The following is a 20281-nucleotide window of genomic DNA, read 5'->3' as shown; positions in this document are numbered from 1 at the left end:
GCACCAAAATCTCCAAGCAAATTCATAGCCGAGCTTACGAATAGGTCTCGCCCGATATGTCACGTCCATCGAAAGAACGGCTGGAAGCCCGCGGCGTTGCCGTCGCCTTTGGCGGCATCCGGGCCTTGAGCGGGGTCGACCTGGAGATCCGGCGCGGCGAAGTGCTCGGCCTGATCGGCCCGAACGGCGCCGGCAAGACGACCATGGTCAATGTCCTGAGCGGCTTCCAGCGCCCGACCAGCGGCAGCATCAGCCTCGACGGCATCGACGTTTCCAAGCTCACCGCCCGCAAGATCGCCCAGGCCGGCGTCGGCCGCAGTTTCCAGGCGGCGCGTCTCTTTCGGGCGATGACGGTGGAGCAGAACCTTTCGGTCGCCGCGATCGGCAGCGGGCTTTCACGCAAGGCGGCCCTAGAGCGGGCGCGCGAAATCCTCGACTGGATGGGCCTTGCGAAAAAGGCCGAGCACCGCTGCGACAGCCTTTCCTATGGCGATGAGCGCCGTGTCAGCATCGCCCGGGCGCTCGCCTTGCAGCCGTCCTTCGCGCTGCTCGACGAGCCGGCCTCCGGCATGAACGACGCGGAATGCGAGGCGCTGATGGAGGTGATTGCCGAGCTGCCGGCGCGCTTCGGCTGCGGCGTGCTGCTGATCGAACACAATATGAAGGTGATCATGGGCGTGTGCCAGCGCATCCATGTGCTCGACGGCGGCCAGAGCCTCGCCGAGGGCTCGCCCCAGGACATCCAGAAAAACCCCGCCGTCCGCCGCGCCTATCTGGGCGAGAAGGCGACAGACAGCACGCTTGCGATCTAGGAACAGGACGCCATGGCCAATATCGTTCAGGTTCTCGTCGATGCCATCGCGCTGGGCAGCCTCTATGCCCTCGTCGCCCTGGCGATCGGCCTCGTCTTCGGCGTCATGCGGCTCGTCAATTTCGCCCAGGCCGACTACATCACCATCGGCGCCTATGCGCTGGTCGTGCCGACGGCGAGCGTCACACCGCCGCTGCTGCTTGGTGCGCTGCCCGCAGCGCTGATGATCGGAGGTGTGCTGTTCGTGGTCGTCGTGCTGGCGCTCCTCACCGAGCGCGTCGCCTTCCGGCCGTTGCGCAATTCCAATCCGTCGACGCTGCTGATCTCCTCCTTCGCCGTCAGCTATTTCCTGCAGAACCTCGTCATGCTCATCCACACCGGCCGGCCGAAATCGGTCGGCATCGGGCAGGGCTTGGCCAATGCGGTGGAGATTGGCGGCGTGCGCGTTCCTGGCATCCAGCTCCTCACCATGGTCGTCACCGCCGGCCTGCTCGTCGCGCTCGTGCTCTTCCTCAAGAAGACGCCGCTCGGCATCCAGATGCGGGCGGCGGCGGAAAATTTCCAGATGGCCCGCCTGCTCGGCATGCCGGCAAACCGGGTGATCGCACTTGCCTTCGCCATTTCCGGCCTGCTCGGCGGCGCCGTCTCGCTGCTCCTGACGATCCAGACGGGCACGCTCGACTTGCGCATGGGCCTGATGCCCGTCGTCTACGCCTTCTTCGCCACCGTCATCGGCGGCATGGGCTCCTTGCCGGGCGCGGCACTCGGCGGGTTCCTTGTCGGCGTCGCCAGCGTGCTCCTGCAAACCTATCTCCCGGCCGATCTGCGCCCCTTCCGTGATGCAGGCGTGTTCATGATGGTCATCCTGATCCTCCTCGTGCGCCCGCAGGGCCTGATCGTCACCAGCGCCGCGAAGGAGCGCGTGTAATGAAGAGCGATACCATGTCCTTCGCAACGATCGGCCGCTTCTGGTTTCCGGTGCTTGCCCTCGTCTTACCGCTTGCGATCATCGTGGTGGTGACAGGCCAGTTCGGGGGCCTCTCCATCCAGCGCACCGTCATCGAAATGCTGATCAGCATTGTCATCGTCGTCGGGCTCTACGTCTTCGTCGGCAATTCCGGCATCATCTCCTTCGGCCACGCCACCTTCATGGCGATCGCCGCCTATGCCTCGGCGTGGCAGACGTGCTGCGAGATGCTGAAGCCCATCACCATGTCCGGTCTGCCGCCGTTCCTGCGCGACCAGAGCATTCCGCTCCTGCCGTCCGCCGTGGTCTCGGTGCTGCTTGCCGGCGGTGCCGCCTTCCTCACCGGCCTCGTCATCATGCGGCTCACCGGCCTCGCCGCCTCGATCTCCACGCTCGCCGTGCTGTTCATCCTGAACGTCGTCTATTCCAACTGGGACAGCGTCACGATGGGGTCTGCTTCGATCGTCGGCCTGCCGACCTATGTCACGGCCTGGCTGGCGCTCGGCTGCGCCGTCGTCGCCATCGTCATCGCCTACCTCTACCAGGTCTCCGCCTTTGGCCTCGCCATCCGGGCGACGCGCGAAGATGAGGTCGCGGCCGCCGCCGCCGGCATATCGCTCTACTGGTCGCGGCTGATCGCCTTCACGCTGTCCGGCTTCCTCGTCGGCCTCGGCGGGGTGTTGCAGGCCCACTATCTCGGAACTGTCTCGATCAACAGTTTCTTCCTGAGCTTCACCTTCCTGGCGCTCGCCATGCTCATCGTCGGCGGCATGGGTAGCCTGGCCGGCGCAGTGGTCGGCGTCGTCGTCATCACGGCGATGGTCGATATCTTTCGTCGGCTTGAAGGCGGGATTTCGATCGGCGGCGAGCAGTGGTCGCTGCCGGCGGGCACGCAGGAGCTTATCATCGCGGCCTTTATGCTGTTGATACTGGTCTTCCGCAAAGACGGAATCATGGCAGGGCGAGAAATGACCCTGCCGGGGCAGGAAAAACGCGAGAAAGGGCTCATCAATGGCTAACAACCTCCTCTTCAATACGGACGAACCGGTCGGCATCATCGACAACCGCATGCTCTCCGACCAGGTTTCGACCTTTCTCGTGCGCGAACTGATCTTCGGTCGTCTTCAGCCCGGCCAACGCATCAACGAGGCGGAGCTGGCCCGCCAGCTCGGTATCAGCCGCAATCCCATCCGCGAGGCGATCCGCCGGCTGGAAGAGCGCGGCCTGCTCGTCGCGGTCCCCCGCAAGGGTACCTTCGTGCGCACCTTCCTGCGCAACGATATCGACGAGATCTTTTCCTTCCGCGTCGTGGTCGAGCGTTTTGCCGTGGAGCAGGCGCTGCCGCAGATGACGGATGCCGACATCAACCGCATCGCCGGCTTCGTCGACGCCATGATTGCGGCGGCCAACACGAATGACGAAATCGCCCTCGTCGAAAACGACCTCGCCTTCCATCTCGAGATCTGCAAGCTCTCGAAGAACCGCCAGACGCTGCACGCCTTTACCAACATCCAGGCCGAAGTGCAGATGCTGATCACCATCGCCGAGCGCCAGTTCGAGAGCCAGATGGCGGCGGCGGTCGATCACTGGCCGGTCGTCGAGGCGCTGCGCAGCCGCAATCCCGAAAAGGCGATGGACGCCATCCGCGATCACATCCGCGATTCCTGGCGCCATCTGCTTGAAGCTTACGAGCGGGAAAAACCCCGCTCGTCCTGATCCATCCATGAGAAAAGAGGGAACAATGCCTGACAACAAAATCATCGGCATCGACATCGGGGGGACGTTCACCGACTTCGTCTCCTACGATGCGGCGACGGGCACAATCGAAAACTGGAAGAACCTGACGACGCCCTCCGAACCGATCGAAGGCGTGCTCCAGGGCCTCGGGCAGGTGGAAGACGTCGCCAGTGTCGACAAGATCCGCCTCGGCACGACGATCGCCACCAACGCACTCCTGACGCGCCGCGGCGCCAAGGTCGCCTATGTCACCACGACAGGTTTTCGCGATGTTCCCTTCATCCAGCGCGGCGACCGCCGCAGCCACTACGACATTACCTGGATCAAGACCAAGCCGCTGATGAAGCGCGCCGACACCTACGAGATCGGCGGGCGTTTCAGCGCCAAGGGCGAGCTGGTCACGCCGCTCGATGAAGCCGCTGTCCGCGAACTCGCCGCGACGATCAAGGCGGACGGCACGATCGAAGCCATCGCCATCTGCACGCTGTTCTCCTATATCGACCCGAGCCACGAGCAGCGCATCCGCGATATCCTTGCCGAAGACCTGCCGGGCATGCCGATCTCGATCTCCTATGACGTGCTGCCGAAGTGGAAGGAGTACGACCGCGCCTCCACCACCATCGCCGACGCCTACCTGAAGCCCATCGTCTCCGACAATTTCCACCGCATGCAGAAACGCCTCGACGCCATCGGCATCGGCGACAGGATCGGCGTGATCAAGTCGAACGGCGGTGAGTCCACTCTGAAGGGTGCCGCCGAAGCGCCGGTGCAGATGACGCTGTCCGGCCCGACCGGCGCGGTCGTCGCCACCCGCGTTCTCTCCGAACTGACAGGCATCAAGAACCTCGTCACCTTCGACATGGGCGGCACTTCGACCGATTGCTCGACCGTCGTCGACGGCATGGAGCATGTGACGACCAATTTCGAGATCGAATGGGGCCTGCCGATCCAGATCCCGATGATCGACATCCACACGATCGGCGCCGGCGGCGGCTCGATTGCCTGGATCGACAAGGGCGGCATGCTGCGCATGGGCCCGCAATCGGCCGGCGCCGCACCGGGACCCGCCTGCTACGGCCGCGGCGGCGAGAATGCCACCGTGACCGATGCGAACGTCGTGCTCGGCCGCATCAACCCGGACTACTTCCTCGGCGGCAAGATGAAGCTCGATGCCGAGGCGGCACATCGCGCGGTCAAGAAGATCGCCGACCAGCTCGGCCTCGAGGTCGATGCGGCGGCCTTCGCCATGGTGCAGATCGCCAACAACAACATGCTGGGCGCGCTGCGTGCCGTCCTCCTCCAGCGCGGTCTCGATCCGCGCGACTTCTCGCTCGTCGCCTCGGGCGGCGCGGGTCCGGTGCATATCTGCGACCTGATGGATATTTCCGGCATTCCGCAGGGCATCGTGCCGAACTATCCCGGCCAGTTCTCGGCCTTCGGTTTCATCATGACCGATGCCCGCGTCGACCGGCATCGCACCGTGCAGCAGATCTCGAAATATTTCGACGGTGCCCGCGCCACGGCGGCAATGACGGAGCTGGTGGATGGCGCGATCGCCGAGCTGGTTTCCCAGGGCTACCAGCAGAAGGTGGAGATCTACCGTTCCATCGAGGCCCGCTATTTCGGCCAGAACCACGAGCTGGAACTGAGTTTTCCGGCCAACCAGTTCACCGAAGAAACCATTGCAAGCCTTTGGGAACGCTTCCACGAGGAGCACCAGAACCGCTTCGGCTTCTCCATCCCCGGTGAAACCATCGAGACGGTCAATCTCAAGGTCGTGGCCGTTGCCGTTTCCGAAAAGCCGCAGATGCGGGAGCTCGAAAAGGGCGAGGGCTCGCCTGCCTCTTCCGGCAGCCGCAAGGTGCGCTTCGAGGACGGCTGGCACGAGGTGAAGACCTACGACCGCGGCACCTTCAAGCAGGGCCAGACTGTCACCGGTCCCGCCATTGTCGAGGAAAACGCCTCCGTCACCATCCTGCAGCCGAAACAGACGCTCCGCGTTGACCGGCTCGGCAATCTGATCATTTCGGCCTGAGGAGTACCGTTATGGACTTCGTTACGATGAACATCCTGGAATCCAGCATGGTCTCGCTCTGCAAGGAGATGGGGATCGTGCTGATGAAGACGTCCTATTCGACGATCTTCAACGAGGCGCTCGATTTCACCTGCGGCCTTGCGGACATGAACGGCGACATGATCGCCGTCGCCGACTATTGCCCGGCGCAGATCGGCGGCATGCCGCTGCTCGTCAAGTCGTGCCTCAAGGAAATCCCGATCGGCGAGATCGAGGAGGGCGACGTCATCCTGCACAACGACCCCTATCGCGGCGGCCTGCACACGCCGGAGCACACCTTCTTCAAGCCGATCTTCGTCGATGGCGAGATCATGGGCTTTGCAGTGGCGATCGGCCATATCGCCGAGGTCGGTGGCATGGCGCCCGGCGGCTTTTGCGGCGAGGCGACGGAAATCTTCCAGGAAGGACTTCGCATTCCCCCGGTAAAGATCAAGAAGCGCGGCAAGGACAATATCGAGGTCTGGAAGCTGCTGCTCGCCAACGTGCGCACGCCGCGCGTCAACTACGGGGATCTGCGCGCCCTCATCGCCGCCGTCGATCTTGGCGAAAAGCAGATGACGCAAATCTACAAGAAGTACGGCAAGGAGAAGATCAAGGAGACCGTCAACGATCTGCTGCTCTATTCGGAACGCCGCATGCGCGCAGAGCTGGAGGCGATCCCCGACGGCATCTACGCCTTCTCGGATACGATCGAGAGCGACGGCATCGATGCCGACCGCACCTACACGGTCGCCGTGGAAGTGCACAAGCGCGGCGGCGAGATCATCGTCGACTATCACGGCTCCTCGCCGCAGGCCTCCGGCCCGATCAACGCCACGCTCGGCGTCGCCACCTCGGCTGCCTACAACGCCGTGCTGCACATGACCGACCCGACCATCCCGCGCAACTCCGGCTGCTTCCGGCCGATCCGCGTGATGGCGCCGCCCGGCACCATCGTCAATGTCGATTTCCCGGCACCGGAAGTCGGTGGCAACACCGAAACGCATCCGCGCATCGTCGGCACGATCCTCGGCGCCATGGCGCCGGCCGTGCCCAACCGGGTGATGGCGGCGGAAGGGGCGACGCACTGCAACTTCGTCTTCGGCGGCGTCGATGCCGATACGGGCGAGTATTTCGCCTGCTACGATCTCGAAGCGGTCGGATGGGGCGGGCGTGCCTTTGCGGATGGCAATGACGGCGTCGACTCGATCAACGGCAATTGCCGCATCACGCCGGTCGAAGTCTACGAGACGCGCTTCCCCTGGCGCATCGAAAGCCTCGCCTTCAACGTCGATGCCGGCGGTGCCGGCGAATACCGCGGCGGCGTCGGTTATTCCAAGCAGATGCTGTGCCTCAACGACGAGATCATCTGCTCGCAGATGACCGACCGCCACCTGCTCGCCCCCTGGGGCCTGAACGGCGGCACGGAAGGCGGCGTCGGCGCGACGCTGGTCATGAAGAACGGTCGCGAGGACTGGCAGACGATGCGCGAGGCCTACGGCAAGGCCTCGACCAGCCGCTATTCCAACGTCTCGATCCGCCGCGGCGACCGCGTGCGGCTCGTCACCCCCGGCGGCGGCGGCTACGGCGAACCGGCAAAGCGCGATCTAGCAGCGGTCGCAGAGGATGTCCGCGAGGGCTACGTCTCCAAGGCGGCCGCCCAGAAACACTACGGTTACCAGGAGGCCTGAGACCATGAAGTTTTCGCTGAACGGACTTTACATCGAAAGCTACACGAAATGCGCCAATTGCGGCGTGCTGATCTACGAGGCCTCGGCCGAGGATTCCGCCCGCAAGAAGGTGCATGACGGGAGCATTTATTGCTCCGAGGAATGCGTCGACTGGAAGCTTGCCCGGGACGCCCGCCGCGCCAAGGCGGCCGTCTAGGAATTGATGCGCCGGCCCCGTCCGAGAGAATGGGGCCGGCCAACTTGAAGCGCCGCGATAGCGCCGCGCCATAACAAACTGTCCAAGGAGACATCCATGTCCACGAACGCTGCCTTCACGGCGCGGCGCGCTGCCGCTATTCCGGCTGGCCTGTCGAAACATCTCGACGTCTATATCGAGAAGGCGGAGAACGCCGAACTGTGGGACGTCGAGGGCAAGCGCTACATAGACTTTGCCGCCGGCATCGCCGTCAACAACACCGGCCACCGCCATCCGAAGGTGGTCGAGCGTGTGCGCAACCAGCTCGACAAGGTCACGCACACCTCGTTCCAGACCACGCCCTATATCGATTATGTCGCGGTCTGCGAGAAGCTGAACGACCTGGTGCCGGGCGATTTCCCGAAGAAGACGTTTCTCGTCTCCACCGGCGCTGAAGCCATCGAGAACGCTGCCAAGATCGCCCGCGCCGCGACCGGCCGCTCGGCCTTCGTGGCCTTTTCCGGCGCCTTCCACGGCCGCACGCTGATGGCGATGACGCTGACCGGCAAGACCACGCCCTACAAGGCCGGCTTCGGTCCGCTGGTGCCTGACGTCTTCCACCTGCCGTTCCCGATTCCCTATCACGGCATTTCCGAGCAGGAATCGCTGACGGCCCTTGATCGCTTCTTCCGCTCCGAGGTCGATCCGACCCGCGTTGCCGGCATTTTCGTTGAGCCGGTGCAGGGCGAGGGCGGTTTCTATCCGGCGCCCGTCACCTTCCTGCGCACGCTGCGCGAAATCTGCGACAAACACGGCATCCTGCTGATCGCCGATGAAATCCAGACGGGTTTTGCCCGCACCGGCAAAATGTTCGCGATGGAACATGCCGGCGTTGCCGCCGATATCGTCACCATGGCGAAGGGGCTCGGCGGCGGGTTTCCGATCGCCGCCGTCACCGGCCGCGCCGACATCATGGACAAGATCCCGATGGGCGGTGTCGGCTCCACCTTCGCCGGCAATCCGCTCTCCTGCGCGGCCTCGCTCGCCGTGATGGAGATCATCGAGGAGGAGAAACTAATCGACCGCGCCAACGAGGTCGGCAGCCGGCTGAAGGCGGTCTTCGAAGACTGGCAGGAGGGCAACGAGTTTGCCTGCATCGGCGAGGTGCGCGCCCTTGGCGCCATGGTGGCGATCGAGTTCGTGCGCGATCGCGAGACGCGCCAGCCCTGGCCGGAGCTGGTGAAGGCCATCACGCATACCGCCGCCGAAAAGGGCCTGCTGCTGCTTTCCTGTGGGGTACACGGCAATGTCGTGCGCGTGCTGACACCGCTGACGATCCCCTTCGACCATCTCGACGAAGGCATCGCCATCCTGAAGGACAGCCTGCGGGCGGCGCTGGAAAAGGTGGAGGCCGGGCAATGACGCTCGCGCTGCTGCATGACCGCGCCTTCATCGATGGTGAGTGGGTGGGTGCGGATGGGGGCGCGACCTTCGAAGTGCGCAATCCGGCGACGGGGGAGGTTCTCGCCCGCGTCGCCGATCTCGCTGCTGCCGACGTCGAGCGCGCGATCCTTGCCGCCGAACGCGCGCAGGTGGACTGGCGTGAGCGCCCGGCCAAAGAACGGGCCAAGCTGCTGCGCGCCTGGTTCGACCTGATCACCGTCCATACGGAAGACCTTGCCCGGCTGATCACCGCCGAGCAGGGCAAGCCGCTCTATGAGGCGCGGGGCGAGGTGGCTTTCGGCGCCTCCTTCGTCGACTGGTTTTCCGAAGAGGCGAAACGCGTCTATGGCGACGTCATCCCGTCGGCCGGGCGCGACCGGCGTTTTGTCGTGCTGAAACAGCCGATCGGTGTCTGCGCCGCCATTACGCCCTGGAATTTTCCGCTGGCGATGATCACCCGCAAGGCGGCGGCAGCGCTTGCCGCCGGCTGCACCATGGTCGTCAAACCCTCCGAGGAAACGCCGCTGACAGCGCTCGCGATAGTCGAGCTTGCCCGGCAGGCCGGCATTCCCGCCGGCGTGCTCAACATCGTGCCGTCGAAGGACGCCGCCGGCATCGGCCGCCTGCTCTGCGAGCATCCGGTCATCCGAAAACTCTCCTTCACCGGTTCAACCGCCGTCGGCAAGTTGTTGATGCGGCAGTGCTCTGACACGCTGAAAAAGCTGTCGCTGGAGCTCGGCGGCAATGCGCCCTTCATCGTCTTCGACGACGCCGACCTTGACCTCGCCGTTGCCGGCGCCATCGCGTCAAAGTTCCGCAATTCCGGCCAGACTTGCGTCTGCACCAACCGCATCTATGTGCAGGACGGTATCCATGATGCCTTCGTGGCGAAGCTGACGGAAGAAGTCGCGAAGCTGAAGGTCGGAGACGGTGCTGCGCCGGAGGTGGTGCAGGGCCCGCTGATCAATACCAAGGCCGTCACGAAGGTGGCGGAACTGATCGGTGACGCCGTTGGCCATGGCGCCCATGTCGAAACCGGCGGCAAGCCGCATGCACTCGGCGGCACCTGGTTCGAGCCGACGGTGCTGAGCGGCATGCAGGCCTCGATGCGGCTCGCGCAGGAAGAAGCTTTCGGCCCGGTCGCCCCGGTCTTCCGCTTCAAGGACGAAGCCGAAGTCATCCGCCTCGCCAACGACACGCGCTACGGCCTGATGGCGTATTTCTACGCGCGCGACGTCAACCGCATCTGGCATGTGCTCGAAGAGCTGCAATTCGGCATGGTCGGCATCAACGAAGGCCTGATCTCCACCGAACTCGCTCCCTTCGGCGGTATCAAGGAAAGCGGTTTTGGTCGCGAAGGCTCCAAATATGGTATCGAGGAATATGTGGAGCTGAAATATGCCTGCTTTGGCGGGCTGAAGAGGGCATAGCCAGATGTCGGAAGTAGCGGATCGCAAGGTCGCATTGATCGTCGGAGCCTCGCGCGGCCTTGGGTTGGGCTTGGCGAAAGCCTTTCTTGCCAAGGGCTGGGACGTCGTTGCGACCGTGCGCGACGCTCGCGGTCGCTTGGCGCTCGATGCGTTGGCGGCCGGGGATCGGTTGTCGATCCTGATGCTCGATATCATGGTCGCCGACGATATCGCGCGGGTGCGACGCGAACTCGACGGGCGAGTGCTGGACGCGCTTTTCATGAATGCCGGTATTGCCCGGGATCCGGCTGCAGCCGTCGAGGATGCGCCCGTCGAGGACTTCGTCGACGTGATGCTCACCAATGCACTCGCGCCGCTGCGCGTCATCGCCGCACTGCACGATCAGGTGAAACCGGCAGGCGTGGTGGCCGCCATGTCGTCCAGCATGGGCAGCGTCAGCGGCAATGCCGGTGGCGCCTGGGAGATCTACCGCGCCAGCAAGGCGGCCCTCAATCAGTTGATGAAGAGCTTTGCCGCCCGCCACGCCGATGGCCGGACCTATCTTGCCGTTTCGCCCGGCTGGGTGCGCACCGATATGGGTGGCGACGCTGCGCCTTTGGACATCGAAACCAGTTCGGCTGGTATCGTCGAGACCCTGGTCGCTCGCGCAGGCACGGGCGGGGTACATTTTGTCGATTTCAACAACAAGATCGTGGCTTGGTAGCAAGTTCCGAGAGGCGGATCCTGCGCGTTTGCACGACCTGAGAGTTGGGTTCTTCGCTGGAGATCTTGCCAGGTGATTTGCCTTTGCCGTGGGTGGCGGGCGGGGTCGCCTACGGGATCCGCAACGGTTTGTAGCGGAAGCTCCTGGAAGAAAAGGCTGCAAGGAGCGGTGGGCCCACAGGCTTTTTCGGCTTGAACCCTACGCCAGCGAATATTGAAATCATGGATGCCCGAAGAACGGCTCAGCCGAGATCCCAATCGCCGTTCGAAGCACCACGGCGGACGACAATACACTGCAATTGCCAAGTGCGGCTGCCTCTGCGGGAACCAAGGGTGGCACGGTAGGCGCCGCGTTCGTAAAAATCCCGATGACGACGGCAAGCCAGAGCGCTCTAAGAAATCCGGCAGCATGGTTACGTTGCCGCGTTGCCGGAATCCAACACAGGCCTAATATAGGTAGTGTCGTTCAATGATGTCCGGAGCCAGTCGTGAAAAATCCGTATGAGGTTCTCGGTGTGTCGTCCACTGCGACGGCGGCCGAGATACAGAGTACCTACCGCAAGCTTGCCAAGAAGCTGCACCCGGACCTTAATCCGGGTGACAAGGCGGCGGAGGAAAAATTCAAGGAGGTCGCCGGCGCCTACGATCTCCTCGGCGACACCGACAAGCGCAAGCGCTTCGATGCCGGCGAGATCGATGCCTCCGGCGCCGAGCGACCTCCGCGCCAGAGCTACTACCGTGATTACGCCGGCGCCCAGGCTGAGCATCCCTACGCGGATGCTTCCGGCTATGCCGACTTTATGGACGGCGACGACATCTTTGCCGATCTTCTTCGCCGTGGCCAGAAGGCTCGGGCGAACCGCCCCGGCGAGGACAGGCACTACCATCTTGAGATCGGGTTCGCCGATTCCATCGCCGGCGCCACCCGGCGCATCACCCTGCCGGACGGCAGTACGCTTGACGTGAAGATCTCGCCAGGCCTCGTCAGCGGCCAGACGATCCGGCTCAAGGGCAAGGGTGCGCCGGGTTTCGGCACGGGCGGTCCGGGCGATGCCTTGATCGAGGTCGAGGTCCTGTCCGATCCCCGCTTTACCCGCGATGGCGACGATATCACGATCGAACTGCCCATCTCGCTGAGCGAAGCGGTGCTTGGTGGGCGCGTACGCGTTCCGACCGCCACCGGCGCCGTCGTCATGGCCGTGCCGAAAGGATCCAATACCGGCTCGCGGCTCCGGCTGAAGGGCAAGGGTGCACCGAAACGCGGCGGCGGCTTCGGCGACCAGTTCGTCAAGCTGAAGGTTGTCCTGCCGAACCCGCCTGATCCCGAGCTCGAAGCCTTCATTGCCAACTGGGAAAAGGGCAAGTCGTTCAATCCGCGTGAGGAGGGCTGACCATGGTCATGACCAGAGAGGAATTCCTGAAAACCTCCGGCCTCCAGGTGACGGTTCTGGAACTTTGGATCGAGCAGGAGTGGCTGGTGCCGGAGAAGACACCATCAGGCCCGTGCTTCCGGGAAATCGATGTCGCTCGCGCACGGCTGATCGGCGAACTACAGTCGGGCATCGGTGCGAACGATGCGGGCATCGACGTGATCCTGCATCTCATGGACCAGCTGCACGGCATGCGCCGGGCCCTCGATGAGCTGCGGCGCGAAATGGGCAAGCCGGACGTCTGACGGTGAAGCGCGCAGGTCTGGCCATGTCGGCGCAGGCGGCAATCTTCATCGCCGGCAAGGATGGCGCGGGTGCTTTTTCGGCCGGAATGGTGTCGCCGATATCCAGTTTGCATGCCTTGCCCCGAAGTGCTGGAGGAGCGCGCGATCGGGCCTGGGCGCCAGCTGCGACGGGCTGGTGGAGAGGGATGGGATTCCGTCAGGGGTGCCCCTTTGAAACAGGCGATCCAGCGCTATGTACCAGATCCACTGGCAGAATTGATGCTTCTCGGTGGCACGCTCTACCGTGCGTATCTTTGCTATCGGGAGCGGCCTTACCTTCAGGATGAGTTCGTCGTGGTCTGATTGGCGTCAAAGCAAAGGAGAAGGACATGAGCGACAAGGTCAAGGAAGACATGGAAGTGATCGGCGCGGACGGCGTGCACGTCGGGACTGTCGACCGTGTGGAAGGCAACCGTATCAAGCTCAAGAAGAGCGATAGCTTTGGTCGCCACGAGGGCCACCACCACTTTATCGAGATGGGTTTCGTGGCGGGTGTCGAGGGCGACAAGGTGCGGCTGGCGGCCAATGCCGATATCGCGGTGACATTGGAAGAGGAGAAATCCGGCCGCCCAGTCGACCTCTGACCAGTTCAAGGGCGGCCTTTTTCTCCGGTCACGCCCGTCTTCAGCCCTTGCCGAATGGATTTCGCATGGATGCAGCCCTTTCCTCCGTCGTCCCGCAACCGGTCGCCACACGCCTGACAAAGGCGGCAATCTTTCTTGTCGTGACCCTCGAACCGGGCCGTGAGGCCGAAAGCGCCGTGCGCCAGCTCTGCGCCGATCTCTCGGGCCTTCTGCGCACCGTTGGCTTTCGTGACCTTGAAGGCGGGCTTTCCTGTGTGCTCGGCATCGGCTCGGATGCCTGGGGCCGGCTGTTCGGTGCACCTCGTCCGAAAGATCTGCATCCCTTTCGTGAAATCCGTGGACGGCATCATGCCGTAGCCACGCCCGGCGACCTGCTCTTTCATATCCGCGCCGCACGCATGGATCTCTGTTTTGAACTGGCAACCCAAGTGATGAACCGGCTGAAGGGCTTCGTCGTCCCGGAGGACGAGGTTCACGGCTTCCGCTATTTCGACGACCGCGACCTTATAGGATTCGTCGACGGCACGGAAAATCCTGTTGACGCGGCTGCCGTCGCCGCCACCATCATTGGTGCGGAAGACCCGGATTTTGCCGGTGGAAGCTACGTGATCGTGCAGAAGTATCTGCATGATCTCGCCGCGTGGAACCGCGTGCCGGTGGCCGATCAGGAAAGGATCATCGGCCGCGAGAAGCTCTCCGATATCGAGCTCGATGATGACGCCAAGCCGAGCTATGCCCACAATGTTCTCACGTCGATCGAGGAGAACGGCGAGCCCTTGGAAATCCTGCGCGACAACATGCCCTTCGGTGATGTCGGCAAGGGCGAGTTCGGCACCTACTTCATCGGGTATGCGCGCTCGCCGCGCCGGGTCGAGATGATGCTGGAGAACATGTTCATCGGCCGTCCACCCGGCAACTACGACAGGCTGCTCGATTTCAGCCGTGCCGTCACGGGCACGCTGTTCTTCATTCCCTCCACTTCGTTCCTCGATGCGGTGACACCAGATGCCGCACCCGTGCCTGCTGCTGAGGTACAGCTGGAAGCGGATCAATCACCGTCCCGCGGCGATGGATCGCTCGGCATCGGCTCTCTCAGGAAAGGGGCTTCCCATGAATAACCTGCACCGTGAACTTGCGCCGGTTTCCGAGGCCGCCTGGGCCGCAATCGAGGAAGAGGCGACACGTACGCTGAAGCGCCATCTCGCCGCCCGCCGGGTTGTCGACATGGTTGGACCTTCCGGGCTTGGCCTCTCGGCGGTCGGCACGGGTCATGTCGAGCCGGTCACGCCACCGGCCGAAGGCGTGCAGTCGGTGAAGCGCGAGGTCAAGGCGCTGGTCGAGCTTCGTGTCCCCTTTCAGCTCTCGCGCAGCGCCATCGACGATGTGGAGCGCGGCGCGCTCGACAGCGACTGGTCGCCCGTCAAGGAAGCCATGCGCAAAATCGCCCATGCCGAGGACCGGGCCGTGTTCGACGGCTACGCTGCCGCCGATATCGAGGGGATTCGCGCCGCCGCAAGCAATCCCGCCGAGCCACTTCCCACGAACGTGAAGCGCTATTCCGATGCGGTGGCGCGGGCGGTCGGCCAGCTTCGCCTTGCCGGTGTGGAAGGCCCTTACGCGCTCGTTCTCGGTGGTGATGCCTATATGGCCGCAAGCGGTGGCAGCGACGACGGCTACCCGGTCTTCCACCATATCGAGCGGATCGCCGACGGAGGGATCATCTGGGCACCGGCCATCGAAGGTGGGCTTATCCTGTCGCTGCGCGGCGGCGATTTCGAATTGACCGTCGGGCAGGACTTCTCGATCGGCTATCTCAACCACTCCGCCATCACCGTCGATCTCTACGTCCAGGAGAGCTTTACCTTCCGCACGCTGACAACAGAGGCCGCCGTGGTGCTCTCGCCGGAGTAACGCAACGATAAGCGTCCCGCTGGCGGGCAGGAATACGACAACAAACGGGAGACCTGGAAATGAACAAGCCCCTTTTCCTGGCATCGGAAAACACTTTCGCCAGACGGTTGCTCGGCAATGCGGGGATCACCGTTGATGTCATGGCAGCCGATCTCGATGATCGTGCACTGCAGGCACCACTGGAAGAAACAGGCGCATCAGCCGAAGATGTCGCCCTCGTTCTGGCGGAGGCCAAGGCGACGGAGGCAAGCGGACGGCAACCAGGCCTCCTCTTCCTCGGTTGCGAACAAGTCTTCTCGCTGGATGACGAGATCCTGCATGTGCCTGCGAACATGGAGGAAGCACGACGCCGTCTTCTTCTGCTTTCCGGCAAGACGCACCAGATCCATGTGGCCGTCGTGTTGGCCCGGGATGGCCAGGTGCTGTGGCGCCATGCTGGTGTCGCGAGCATCACACTGTTGAAGCTCGATCCCGGCTTTATCGGCCGTTACATGGCGCAAGTCGGCGCGGATGGGCTGCAAAGCGCCAATCTCTGCCGGGTCGACGGAGAGGGGATCCAGCTCGTCGACAGGATCGAGGGCGACTTCCTCACCGCAGCCGGGGTTCCGATGCTGCCCTTGCTTGCCGAACTGCGTCGGATCGGCGCCGTCGATTTTTGAAGCAGCCCGGTGCGATTCGGAGCGGCCAGTCCCTGGTACCAACCCCTTGCCGCGCCGTTTGCGAGAGAGAATCTCAATGACAGTTGTGACATCCGAACGCCTCAGTCGCGACATGCAATCCTGGGCGCGCAGGCTCGTCGAACAGGTTGGGCTCGTTCCCCAATCGCAAGACCAGCCGTTGAATGCGAACGATCTTCTCTTCTATCTCAGTGAAACATCGATGCCGATGGCAGGTTTTCTGCAGGAGCAGGGCCTGTTCGTCGATGGAGAGGGCCTGCATTTCGATCCGGCGCAGTTTCCGAAAATTCGTGCCATCGCTGAAATGGTGATCAGCGAATACAAAGCCGGGAACCGTGACGACCTCTGGGCGCGGTTCGATCTTTCCGAGGAGGAGGATGTCGACGGCAACGGGACCTATCTTCTGATCGTGCTCGCCGCGCTTGATCTCCTTTATGGTTCCGCCGCATGATGTTCATGGTCTTGCACATCGTGGTTGTGGCGGCGGCGGCCGTTCACATCCTCTTGCGACCGCATCGGCAACCGGAATCGCGTGCTGCCTGGCTCGTCCTTGTGCTGCTGCTCCCGTATGTCGGCGCGCTGGTCTATCTTCTCGTCGGGCAGACGAATGTCGGTCGCAGGCGGGTGGAGCGACTGAAGGCCGCCTTCCGTAAGCTGCCGCCTCCGGAGACGGCGCCGGGCTGGCCGTCGGCGTCACAGGTGCAGAACCAGCACGCCGCGCTCTTTGCCGTCGGGCGCTCGATCAGCGGCTATGCGCCAACCGGAGGCAACAGCGCCCGGCTGATGGAGGACTCGGATGCCGCCATCAGAGCGTTGGTCGCGGATATCGATGCGGCGGTCGACCATGTCCACCTTCTCTTCTACATCTGGCTCGCCGACCGTAACGGCACGGCGGTCGCTGAGGCGGTGCAAAGGGCGGCGCGTCGCGGGGTCGCCTGTCGCGTTCTCGTCGATGATCTTGGCTCACGTGCGCTTGTGCGTGGCCCGCTCTGGCGCGATATGGCGGGAGCGGGTGTAGAGGTCCGCCGGGCGTTGGTGATCGGCAATCCGCTTTTGCGCGCCCTCACTGGCCGCATCGACTTGCGCAACCACCGCAAGATCGCCGTCATCGACAACCGCATCACCTATTGCGGCAGTCAGAACTGCGCTGATCCCGAATTCCTGCCCAAAGCAAGATTCGCGCCCTGGGTCGATGTGCTGATGCGTTTCGAAGGGCCGGTGGTACGGCAGAACCAGCATCTTTTCGCCAGCGACTGGATGGGCAATGGCGGCGGCGACATCGGGCACCTCCTACGCAAGCAGATGGTGGATACGAAACCTGGTTTTACCGCCCAGGTGGTCGCCACCGGCCCCACATTCCGAAATTCCGCGATGCCGGAAATGTTCGAGACTTTGATCTATGCCGCAAAGCGTTCGCTCTTCGTAACGACACCCTACTACGTACCGGATGCTGCCATGCAGGCCGCACTTTGCGCCTGCGCCAACCGGGGTGTCGAGACGACCATCATCTTTCCCGCGCGCAATGATGACTTCGCCGTCGCGGCGGCAAGCCGCAGCTATTATCTCGACCTTCTCCAAGCAGGCGTGACGATTTTCGAGTACGAGGCCGGGCTGCTCCATGCCAAGACCCTGACCATGGATGGCGCCATCTCGCTGATCGGCTCGGCGAATATGGACCGGCGCAGCTTCGATCTCAACTACGAGAACAACATCCTTCTCGAAGATGTCGACCTGACAACAACCTTGCGTGCCCGGCAGGAAGCCTATCTCGCGCGATGCCGGCAGATCCTGCCGGAGGAGGTGGGACGCTGGTCTGTCTGGAAGCGCCTGAGGAACAACGGCCTCGCCATCGTCGGACCCGTTTTATAGCCTCGGTGGAGATGTGTGTCTCGTCGCCCTTTCGGCGGTATTGCCGTCCTCCGGTTTCCGGAGCGGTTGTGACAAGCGCTTCAGGTCGCTAGGCCCCGCCTTCCTCGATCTTCGGCAGGAACCAGGCGAGGAGCCCTGCGAGCGGCAGGAACGAGCAGATGGCATAGACCGTTTCGACGCCATAGCGGTCGGCCAAAATCCCGAGGAGGGCAGCGGCGATACCGCCAAGTCCGAAGTTCAGGCCGTAAAACAGTCCTCCGATCAACCCGATGCGATGTGGCAGCAGCTCGATTGCATAGATCAGGATCGATGCGAAGGCACTGGCCATGATCAGGTTGATCATCACTGTCAGCACGCCCGTCCAGAACAGATCAGCATAAGGCAGCATCAGTGTCAGAGGAAGCGGCCCGAGGACAGAAATCCAGATGATGCGGTAGCGCCCGATGCGGTCGCCGACGATGCCGCCGACAAGCGCGCCGACGGCCGAGGCGAGCAGGAAGATGAACAGCATCATCTGCGCCGCCGGGATGGAAAGGCCGAACCTCTCCATGAGATAGAAGATGTAGAACGACTTGAAGCTCTCGCCGTAGGCGTTCTTGGTGAACATGAGTGCCGTGAGGACGACGAGGCCGATGGCGATCGTCGCGGGCGCATGGCGTGCCGCTCCGCCCGCCTTCTTTACACCTATCCGCATTGCCGCGAACTCGGCACTGATCTGGCGCTGTTTGCTGCCGATCCAGGCCAGAAGCGTCATGGCGAGCAAGGCAAGGGCAGCGAACCAGGCGAGGCTCGGCTGCCCCAACGGCACGATGATCAATGCTGCAAAGACCGGGCCGAGCGCGCCTCCGGCCTGACCGCCAACCTGGAAGAGACCCTGGGCCAACCCCTGCCGGCCGCCGGCCGCATAGCGCGCCATACGGGTCGCCTCAGGGTGGAATATGGATGATCCGATGCCGATCAGCGCCACCGAGACAAGAATTATCGCATAGCTGTGGGCGAATGCGAGACTCACGAGTCCGGAAAGGGTGAACATCATGCCCACGACAGGCGAATAGGGTGCGGGGTGCTTGTCGGTCACCATGCCGATGACCGGCTGCAGCAGCGATCCGGCAATCTGGAAGGTCATGGTGATCAGGCCGATTTGCACGAAATCGAGCGCGTACGCATCCTTCAGGATTGGGTAGGCAGCCGGAATCAGCGACTGCATCAGATCGTTGAGGAGATGGGTTAGCCCCAAAACCACAAGAACTGCGAGGTGCGTCCTCGGCTGCGTCGTGGGCGTGCGGATGGCGACGGTCATATCTGCATTCGAGACCGTTCGGATGCGGTGGTCGAACGCCGTGGCGACGTCCATGAACCATACGCATCCGAGGTCGTCATCGAATAGCGCGCGCTCTTAGAGCGTTTGAACGTTTTCAGCCTTCGATTTGCCGGTCTTGCGATCCTGGCCGATGTCGTAGCTGACCTTTGCGCCATCCCGCAGCGGGCCGCCGGACTGTACCGCAGATATGTGAACAAACACGTCTGCTCCGCCATTGTCGGGGGTGATGAAGCCGAAGCCCTTGTCCTGATTGAAAAACTTAACCGTTCCGGTAGCCATGGTATCCTCAGTGATCGAGCGGCACCTTGCCGCAGCAGGAGCTTATTCGTCGTACGCTGGTCCGGCAACCGCTTATTCACGCTGGAATGGTGTCTGTGGAAATCTAGGCTTGGAAAAGTGCTCGCGACGAAGGGCTTTCGCCATCCGTCATGGGGATAACTTGCGTTTCGCAACCGAGCGATCGAGCTAACTGTTGACGGCGGAATTGCGTCCTATACCATATCTAGTGTTCAAGGTTCCTCCGATTCGAGAGAGTCGGAGGCTAAGACGGGAATCCGGTGTGGCCATGATGGCTGCGTCAATCCGGAGCTGCCCCCGCAACTGTAAGCGGCGAGCATACGTTCGACAAAGCCACTGAGGCGCAAATGCCTTGGGAAGGCGGACGGATGCCGCGACCCGCAAGCCAGGAGACCTGCCTCGTTCATGAACGTCCACGGGCGGGGTGTCCGGCAGGCGAGCGATGGGTTGTGGAATGATGCCGCCCCGCCGTCTCCCCAGATGCTCCGTATGAATAGCTTCGGGGTGAAGTCATGTCGAATTTGTTTCCAGTGCCTCCGCGCGAGTAAGCGGCGCCCCGCTCCGGCCGTCCTTGAGGGCCGCCGTCTATCTATTTTCAGTTCACGAACGGTCATCGGCGGATGACCGAACGCCCCTCCATGCCCAATCGCCAGAATATGAGGAAACCATGCCGATCACCGTTTACTCCAAGCCAGCTTGCGTTCAATGCTCAGCGACCACCCGCGCGCTCGACCGCCACGGCATCGATTACCGTGTCGTCGATATCTCCGAGAATGCAGATGCCTTCGCGCTCGTGCAGGGCCTCGGCTACCGTCAGGTTCCCGTCGTCGTTGCCGGTGAGCAGCATTGGGCCGGTTTCCGCCCTGATATGATCAGCGCACTGGCCTGAGGGCGGGGCG

General features: G+C 63.0%; 22 protein-coding genes and 1 riboswitch. Of the genes, 20 read left to right on the top strand and 2 right to left on the bottom strand.

From position 1 onward, the window contains the following. Positions 1 to 56 precede the first annotated feature (56 nt). The 19 genes from EXZ48_RS18225 to cls all read left to right on the top strand — a co-directional run bounded on the left by EXZ48_RS18225 (position 57) and on the right by cls (position 17764). Positions 57 to 812, top strand: coding sequence for an ABC transporter ATP-binding protein (locus tag EXZ48_RS18225; protein WP_050745973.1), 756 nt, complete (start codon positions 57 to 59; stop codon positions 810 to 812). A 12-nt stretch (positions 813 to 824) separates the two neighbouring features. Further along, complete coding sequence (locus EXZ48_RS18220) at positions 825 to 1739, top strand: branched-chain amino acid ABC transporter permease (RefSeq protein ID WP_023514949.1); 915 nt, start codon at positions 825 to 827, stop codon at positions 1737 to 1739. Beyond that, entirely contained in the window at positions 1739 to 2797 is a 1059-nt protein-coding gene (locus tag EXZ48_RS18215; protein WP_245290214.1) for a branched-chain amino acid ABC transporter permease, read from the top strand. Before EXZ48_RS18220 ends, EXZ48_RS18215 begins: the two co-directional genes overlap by 1 nt. After that, positions 2790 to 3494 (top strand): GntR family transcriptional regulator, encoded by a 705-nt coding sequence (locus tag EXZ48_RS18210; RefSeq protein WP_050745974.1) that lies wholly within the window; start codon positions 2790 to 2792, stop codon positions 3492 to 3494. The genes EXZ48_RS18215 and EXZ48_RS18210 overlap by 8 nt, the downstream gene beginning before the upstream one ends. A 25-nt stretch (positions 3495 to 3519) precedes the next feature. Continuing rightward, positions 3520 to 5550, top strand: a complete 2031-nt coding sequence (locus EXZ48_RS18205; RefSeq protein WP_130517481.1) for a hydantoinase/oxoprolinase family protein — start codon at positions 3520 to 3522, stop codon at positions 5548 to 5550. A gap of 11 nt (positions 5551 to 5561) precedes the next feature. Further along, complete coding sequence (locus EXZ48_RS18200) at positions 5562 to 7259, top strand: hydantoinase B/oxoprolinase family protein (RefSeq protein ID WP_130517479.1); 1698 nt, start codon at positions 5562 to 5564, stop codon at positions 7257 to 7259. A gap of 4 nt (positions 7260 to 7263) precedes the next feature. After that, positions 7264 to 7455 (top strand): hypothetical protein, encoded by a 192-nt coding sequence (locus EXZ48_RS18195; protein WP_023513745.1) that lies wholly within the window; start codon positions 7264 to 7266, stop codon positions 7453 to 7455. 96 nt (positions 7456 to 7551) lie between these two features. Continuing rightward, positions 7552 to 8856, top strand: a complete 1305-nt coding sequence (gene gabT, locus EXZ48_RS18190) for a 4-aminobutyrate--2-oxoglutarate transaminase (RefSeq protein ID WP_050745977.1) — start codon at positions 7552 to 7554, stop codon at positions 8854 to 8856. Continuing rightward, positions 8853 to 10307: an NAD-dependent succinate-semialdehyde dehydrogenase gene (locus EXZ48_RS18185; RefSeq protein ID WP_050745978.1), complete on the top strand. Its 1455-nt coding sequence runs from the start codon at positions 8853 to 8855 to the stop codon at positions 10305 to 10307. The genes gabT and EXZ48_RS18185 overlap by 4 nt, the downstream gene beginning before the upstream one ends. Before the next feature lie 4 nt (positions 10308 to 10311). Then, the gene (locus EXZ48_RS18180; RefSeq protein ID WP_050745979.1) at positions 10312 to 11010 is read left to right on the top strand and encodes an SDR family NAD(P)-dependent oxidoreductase; all 699 of its coding nucleotides are present in this window, start codon (positions 10312 to 10314) and stop codon (positions 11008 to 11010) included. 487 nt (positions 11011 to 11497) lie between these two features. After that, positions 11498 to 12400 carry a DnaJ C-terminal domain-containing protein gene (locus tag EXZ48_RS18175; RefSeq protein ID WP_130517477.1) on the top strand — a complete coding sequence of 301 codons (903 nt, stop codon included), beginning with the start codon at positions 11498 to 11500 and terminating at the stop codon, positions 12398 to 12400. A 2-nt stretch (positions 12401 to 12402) separates the two neighbouring features. Further along, the gene (locus EXZ48_RS18170) at positions 12403 to 12684 is read left to right on the top strand and encodes a chaperone modulator CbpM (protein WP_023516772.1); all 282 of its coding nucleotides are present in this window, start codon (positions 12403 to 12405) and stop codon (positions 12682 to 12684) included. A 210-nt stretch (positions 12685 to 12894) separates the two neighbouring features. After that, entirely contained in the window at positions 12895 to 13026 is a 132-nt protein-coding gene (locus tag EXZ48_RS35795; protein WP_256363695.1) for a hypothetical protein, read from the top strand. Positions 13027 to 13052: 26 nt separating this feature from the next. Beyond that, entirely contained in the window at positions 13053 to 13307 is a 255-nt protein-coding gene (locus tag EXZ48_RS18165; RefSeq protein ID WP_024269910.1) for a DUF2171 domain-containing protein, read from the top strand. 65 nt (positions 13308 to 13372) lie between these two features. After that, on the top strand, positions 13373 to 14425 hold the full coding sequence (locus tag EXZ48_RS18160) for a Dyp-type peroxidase (protein WP_130517475.1): 1053 nt from the start codon (positions 13373 to 13375) through the stop codon (positions 14423 to 14425). Next, complete coding sequence (locus tag EXZ48_RS18155) at positions 14418 to 15218, top strand: family 1 encapsulin nanocompartment shell protein (protein ID WP_130517473.1); 801 nt, start codon at positions 14418 to 14420, stop codon at positions 15216 to 15218. The genes EXZ48_RS18160 and EXZ48_RS18155 overlap by 8 nt, the downstream gene beginning before the upstream one ends. Before the next feature lie 59 nt (positions 15219 to 15277). Beyond that, positions 15278 to 15877 (top strand): Maf family protein, encoded by a 600-nt coding sequence (locus EXZ48_RS18150; RefSeq protein ID WP_130517471.1) that lies wholly within the window; start codon positions 15278 to 15280, stop codon positions 15875 to 15877. Positions 15878 to 15923: 46 nt separating this feature from the next. Beyond that, complete coding sequence (locus tag EXZ48_RS18145) at positions 15924 to 16346, top strand: hypothetical protein (RefSeq protein WP_130517469.1); 423 nt, start codon at positions 15924 to 15926, stop codon at positions 16344 to 16346. Further along, positions 16343 to 17764 carry a cardiolipin synthase gene (gene cls, locus EXZ48_RS18140; protein WP_130517467.1) on the top strand — a complete coding sequence of 474 codons (1422 nt, stop codon included), beginning with the start codon at positions 16343 to 16345 and terminating at the stop codon, positions 17762 to 17764. The genes EXZ48_RS18145 and cls overlap by 4 nt, the downstream gene beginning before the upstream one ends. 88 nt (positions 17765 to 17852) lie before the next feature. Here cls and EXZ48_RS18135 read toward each other — a convergent pair whose 3' ends face one another. Together EXZ48_RS18135 and EXZ48_RS18130 are read right to left on the bottom strand one after the other, a co-directional pair. Then, positions 17853 to 19064, bottom strand: a complete 1212-nt coding sequence (locus EXZ48_RS18135; RefSeq protein WP_050746051.1) for an MFS transporter — start codon at positions 19062 to 19064, stop codon at positions 17853 to 17855. A gap of 96 nt (positions 19065 to 19160) precedes the next feature. Beyond that, the gene (locus EXZ48_RS18130) at positions 19161 to 19364 is read right to left on the bottom strand and encodes a cold-shock protein (protein WP_024269913.1); all 204 of its coding nucleotides are present in this window, start codon (positions 19362 to 19364) and stop codon (positions 19161 to 19163) included. Between the two features lie 216 nt (positions 19365 to 19580). Then, positions 19581 to 19799, top strand: a riboswitch (cobalamin riboswitch). A gap of 250 nt (positions 19800 to 20049) precedes the next feature. On the opposite strand from EXZ48_RS18130, the gene nrdH reads away from it, so the two are divergent. After that, entirely contained in the window at positions 20050 to 20271 is a 222-nt protein-coding gene (gene nrdH, locus EXZ48_RS18125) for a glutaredoxin-like protein NrdH (RefSeq protein WP_130517465.1), read from the top strand. Positions 20272 to 20281 lie beyond the last annotated feature (10 nt).

This window comes from Shinella sp. JR1-6, from assembly GCF_004284735.1.
Classification (GTDB): domain Bacteria; phylum Pseudomonadota; class Alphaproteobacteria; order Rhizobiales; family Rhizobiaceae; genus Shinella.
This window is presented reverse-complemented; position numbering and strand designations above follow the sequence as displayed.

What these genes read in the sequence shown, in the direction of transcription:
- EXZ48_RS18135 (WP_050746051.1), bottom strand. Translation starts at nt 19,064, where the DNA reads ATGACCGTCGCCATCCGCACGCCCACGACGCAGCCGAGGACGCACCTC.
- EXZ48_RS18220 (WP_023514949.1), top strand. Translation starts at nt 825, where the DNA reads ATGGCCAATATCGTTCAGGTTCTCGTCGATGCCATCGCGCTGGGCAGC.
- nrdH (WP_130517465.1), top strand. Translation starts at nt 20,050, where the DNA reads ATGCCGATCACCGTTTACTCCAAGCCAGCTTGCGTTCAATGCTCAGCG.
- cls (WP_130517467.1), top strand. Translation starts at nt 16,343, where the DNA reads ATGATGTTCATGGTCTTGCACATCGTGGTTGTGGCGGCGGCGGCCGTT.
- EXZ48_RS18170 (WP_023516772.1), top strand. Translation starts at nt 12,403, where the DNA reads ATGGTCATGACCAGAGAGGAATTCCTGAAAACCTCCGGCCTCCAGGTG.
- EXZ48_RS18195 (WP_023513745.1), top strand. Translation starts at nt 7,264, where the DNA reads ATGAAGTTTTCGCTGAACGGACTTTACATCGAAAGCTACACGAAATGC.
- EXZ48_RS18160 (WP_130517475.1), top strand. Translation starts at nt 13,373, where the DNA reads ATGGATGCAGCCCTTTCCTCCGTCGTCCCGCAACCGGTCGCCACACGC.
- EXZ48_RS18165 (WP_024269910.1), top strand. Translation starts at nt 13,053, where the DNA reads ATGAGCGACAAGGTCAAGGAAGACATGGAAGTGATCGGCGCGGACGGC.
- EXZ48_RS18215 (WP_245290214.1), top strand. Translation starts at nt 1,739, where the DNA reads ATGAAGAGCGATACCATGTCCTTCGCAACGATCGGCCGCTTCTGGTTT.
- EXZ48_RS18205 (WP_130517481.1), top strand. Translation starts at nt 3,520, where the DNA reads ATGCCTGACAACAAAATCATCGGCATCGACATCGGGGGGACGTTCACC.
- EXZ48_RS18150 (WP_130517471.1), top strand. Translation starts at nt 15,278, where the DNA reads ATGAACAAGCCCCTTTTCCTGGCATCGGAAAACACTTTCGCCAGACGG.
- EXZ48_RS18200 (WP_130517479.1), top strand. Translation starts at nt 5,562, where the DNA reads ATGGACTTCGTTACGATGAACATCCTGGAATCCAGCATGGTCTCGCTC.
- gabT (WP_050745977.1), top strand. Translation starts at nt 7,552, where the DNA reads ATGTCCACGAACGCTGCCTTCACGGCGCGGCGCGCTGCCGCTATTCCG.
- EXZ48_RS18210 (WP_050745974.1), top strand. Translation starts at nt 2,790, where the DNA reads ATGGCTAACAACCTCCTCTTCAATACGGACGAACCGGTCGGCATCATC.
- EXZ48_RS18225 (WP_050745973.1), top strand. Translation starts at nt 57, where the DNA reads ATGTCACGTCCATCGAAAGAACGGCTGGAAGCCCGCGGCGTTGCCGTC.
- EXZ48_RS18130 (WP_024269913.1), bottom strand. Translation starts at nt 19,364, where the DNA reads ATGGCTACCGGAACGGTTAAGTTTTTCAATCAGGACAAGGGCTTCGGC.
- EXZ48_RS18180 (WP_050745979.1), top strand. Translation starts at nt 10,312, where the DNA reads ATGTCGGAAGTAGCGGATCGCAAGGTCGCATTGATCGTCGGAGCCTCG.
- EXZ48_RS18155 (WP_130517473.1), top strand. Translation starts at nt 14,418, where the DNA reads ATGAATAACCTGCACCGTGAACTTGCGCCGGTTTCCGAGGCCGCCTGG.
- EXZ48_RS18185 (WP_050745978.1), top strand. Translation starts at nt 8,853, where the DNA reads ATGACGCTCGCGCTGCTGCATGACCGCGCCTTCATCGATGGTGAGTGG.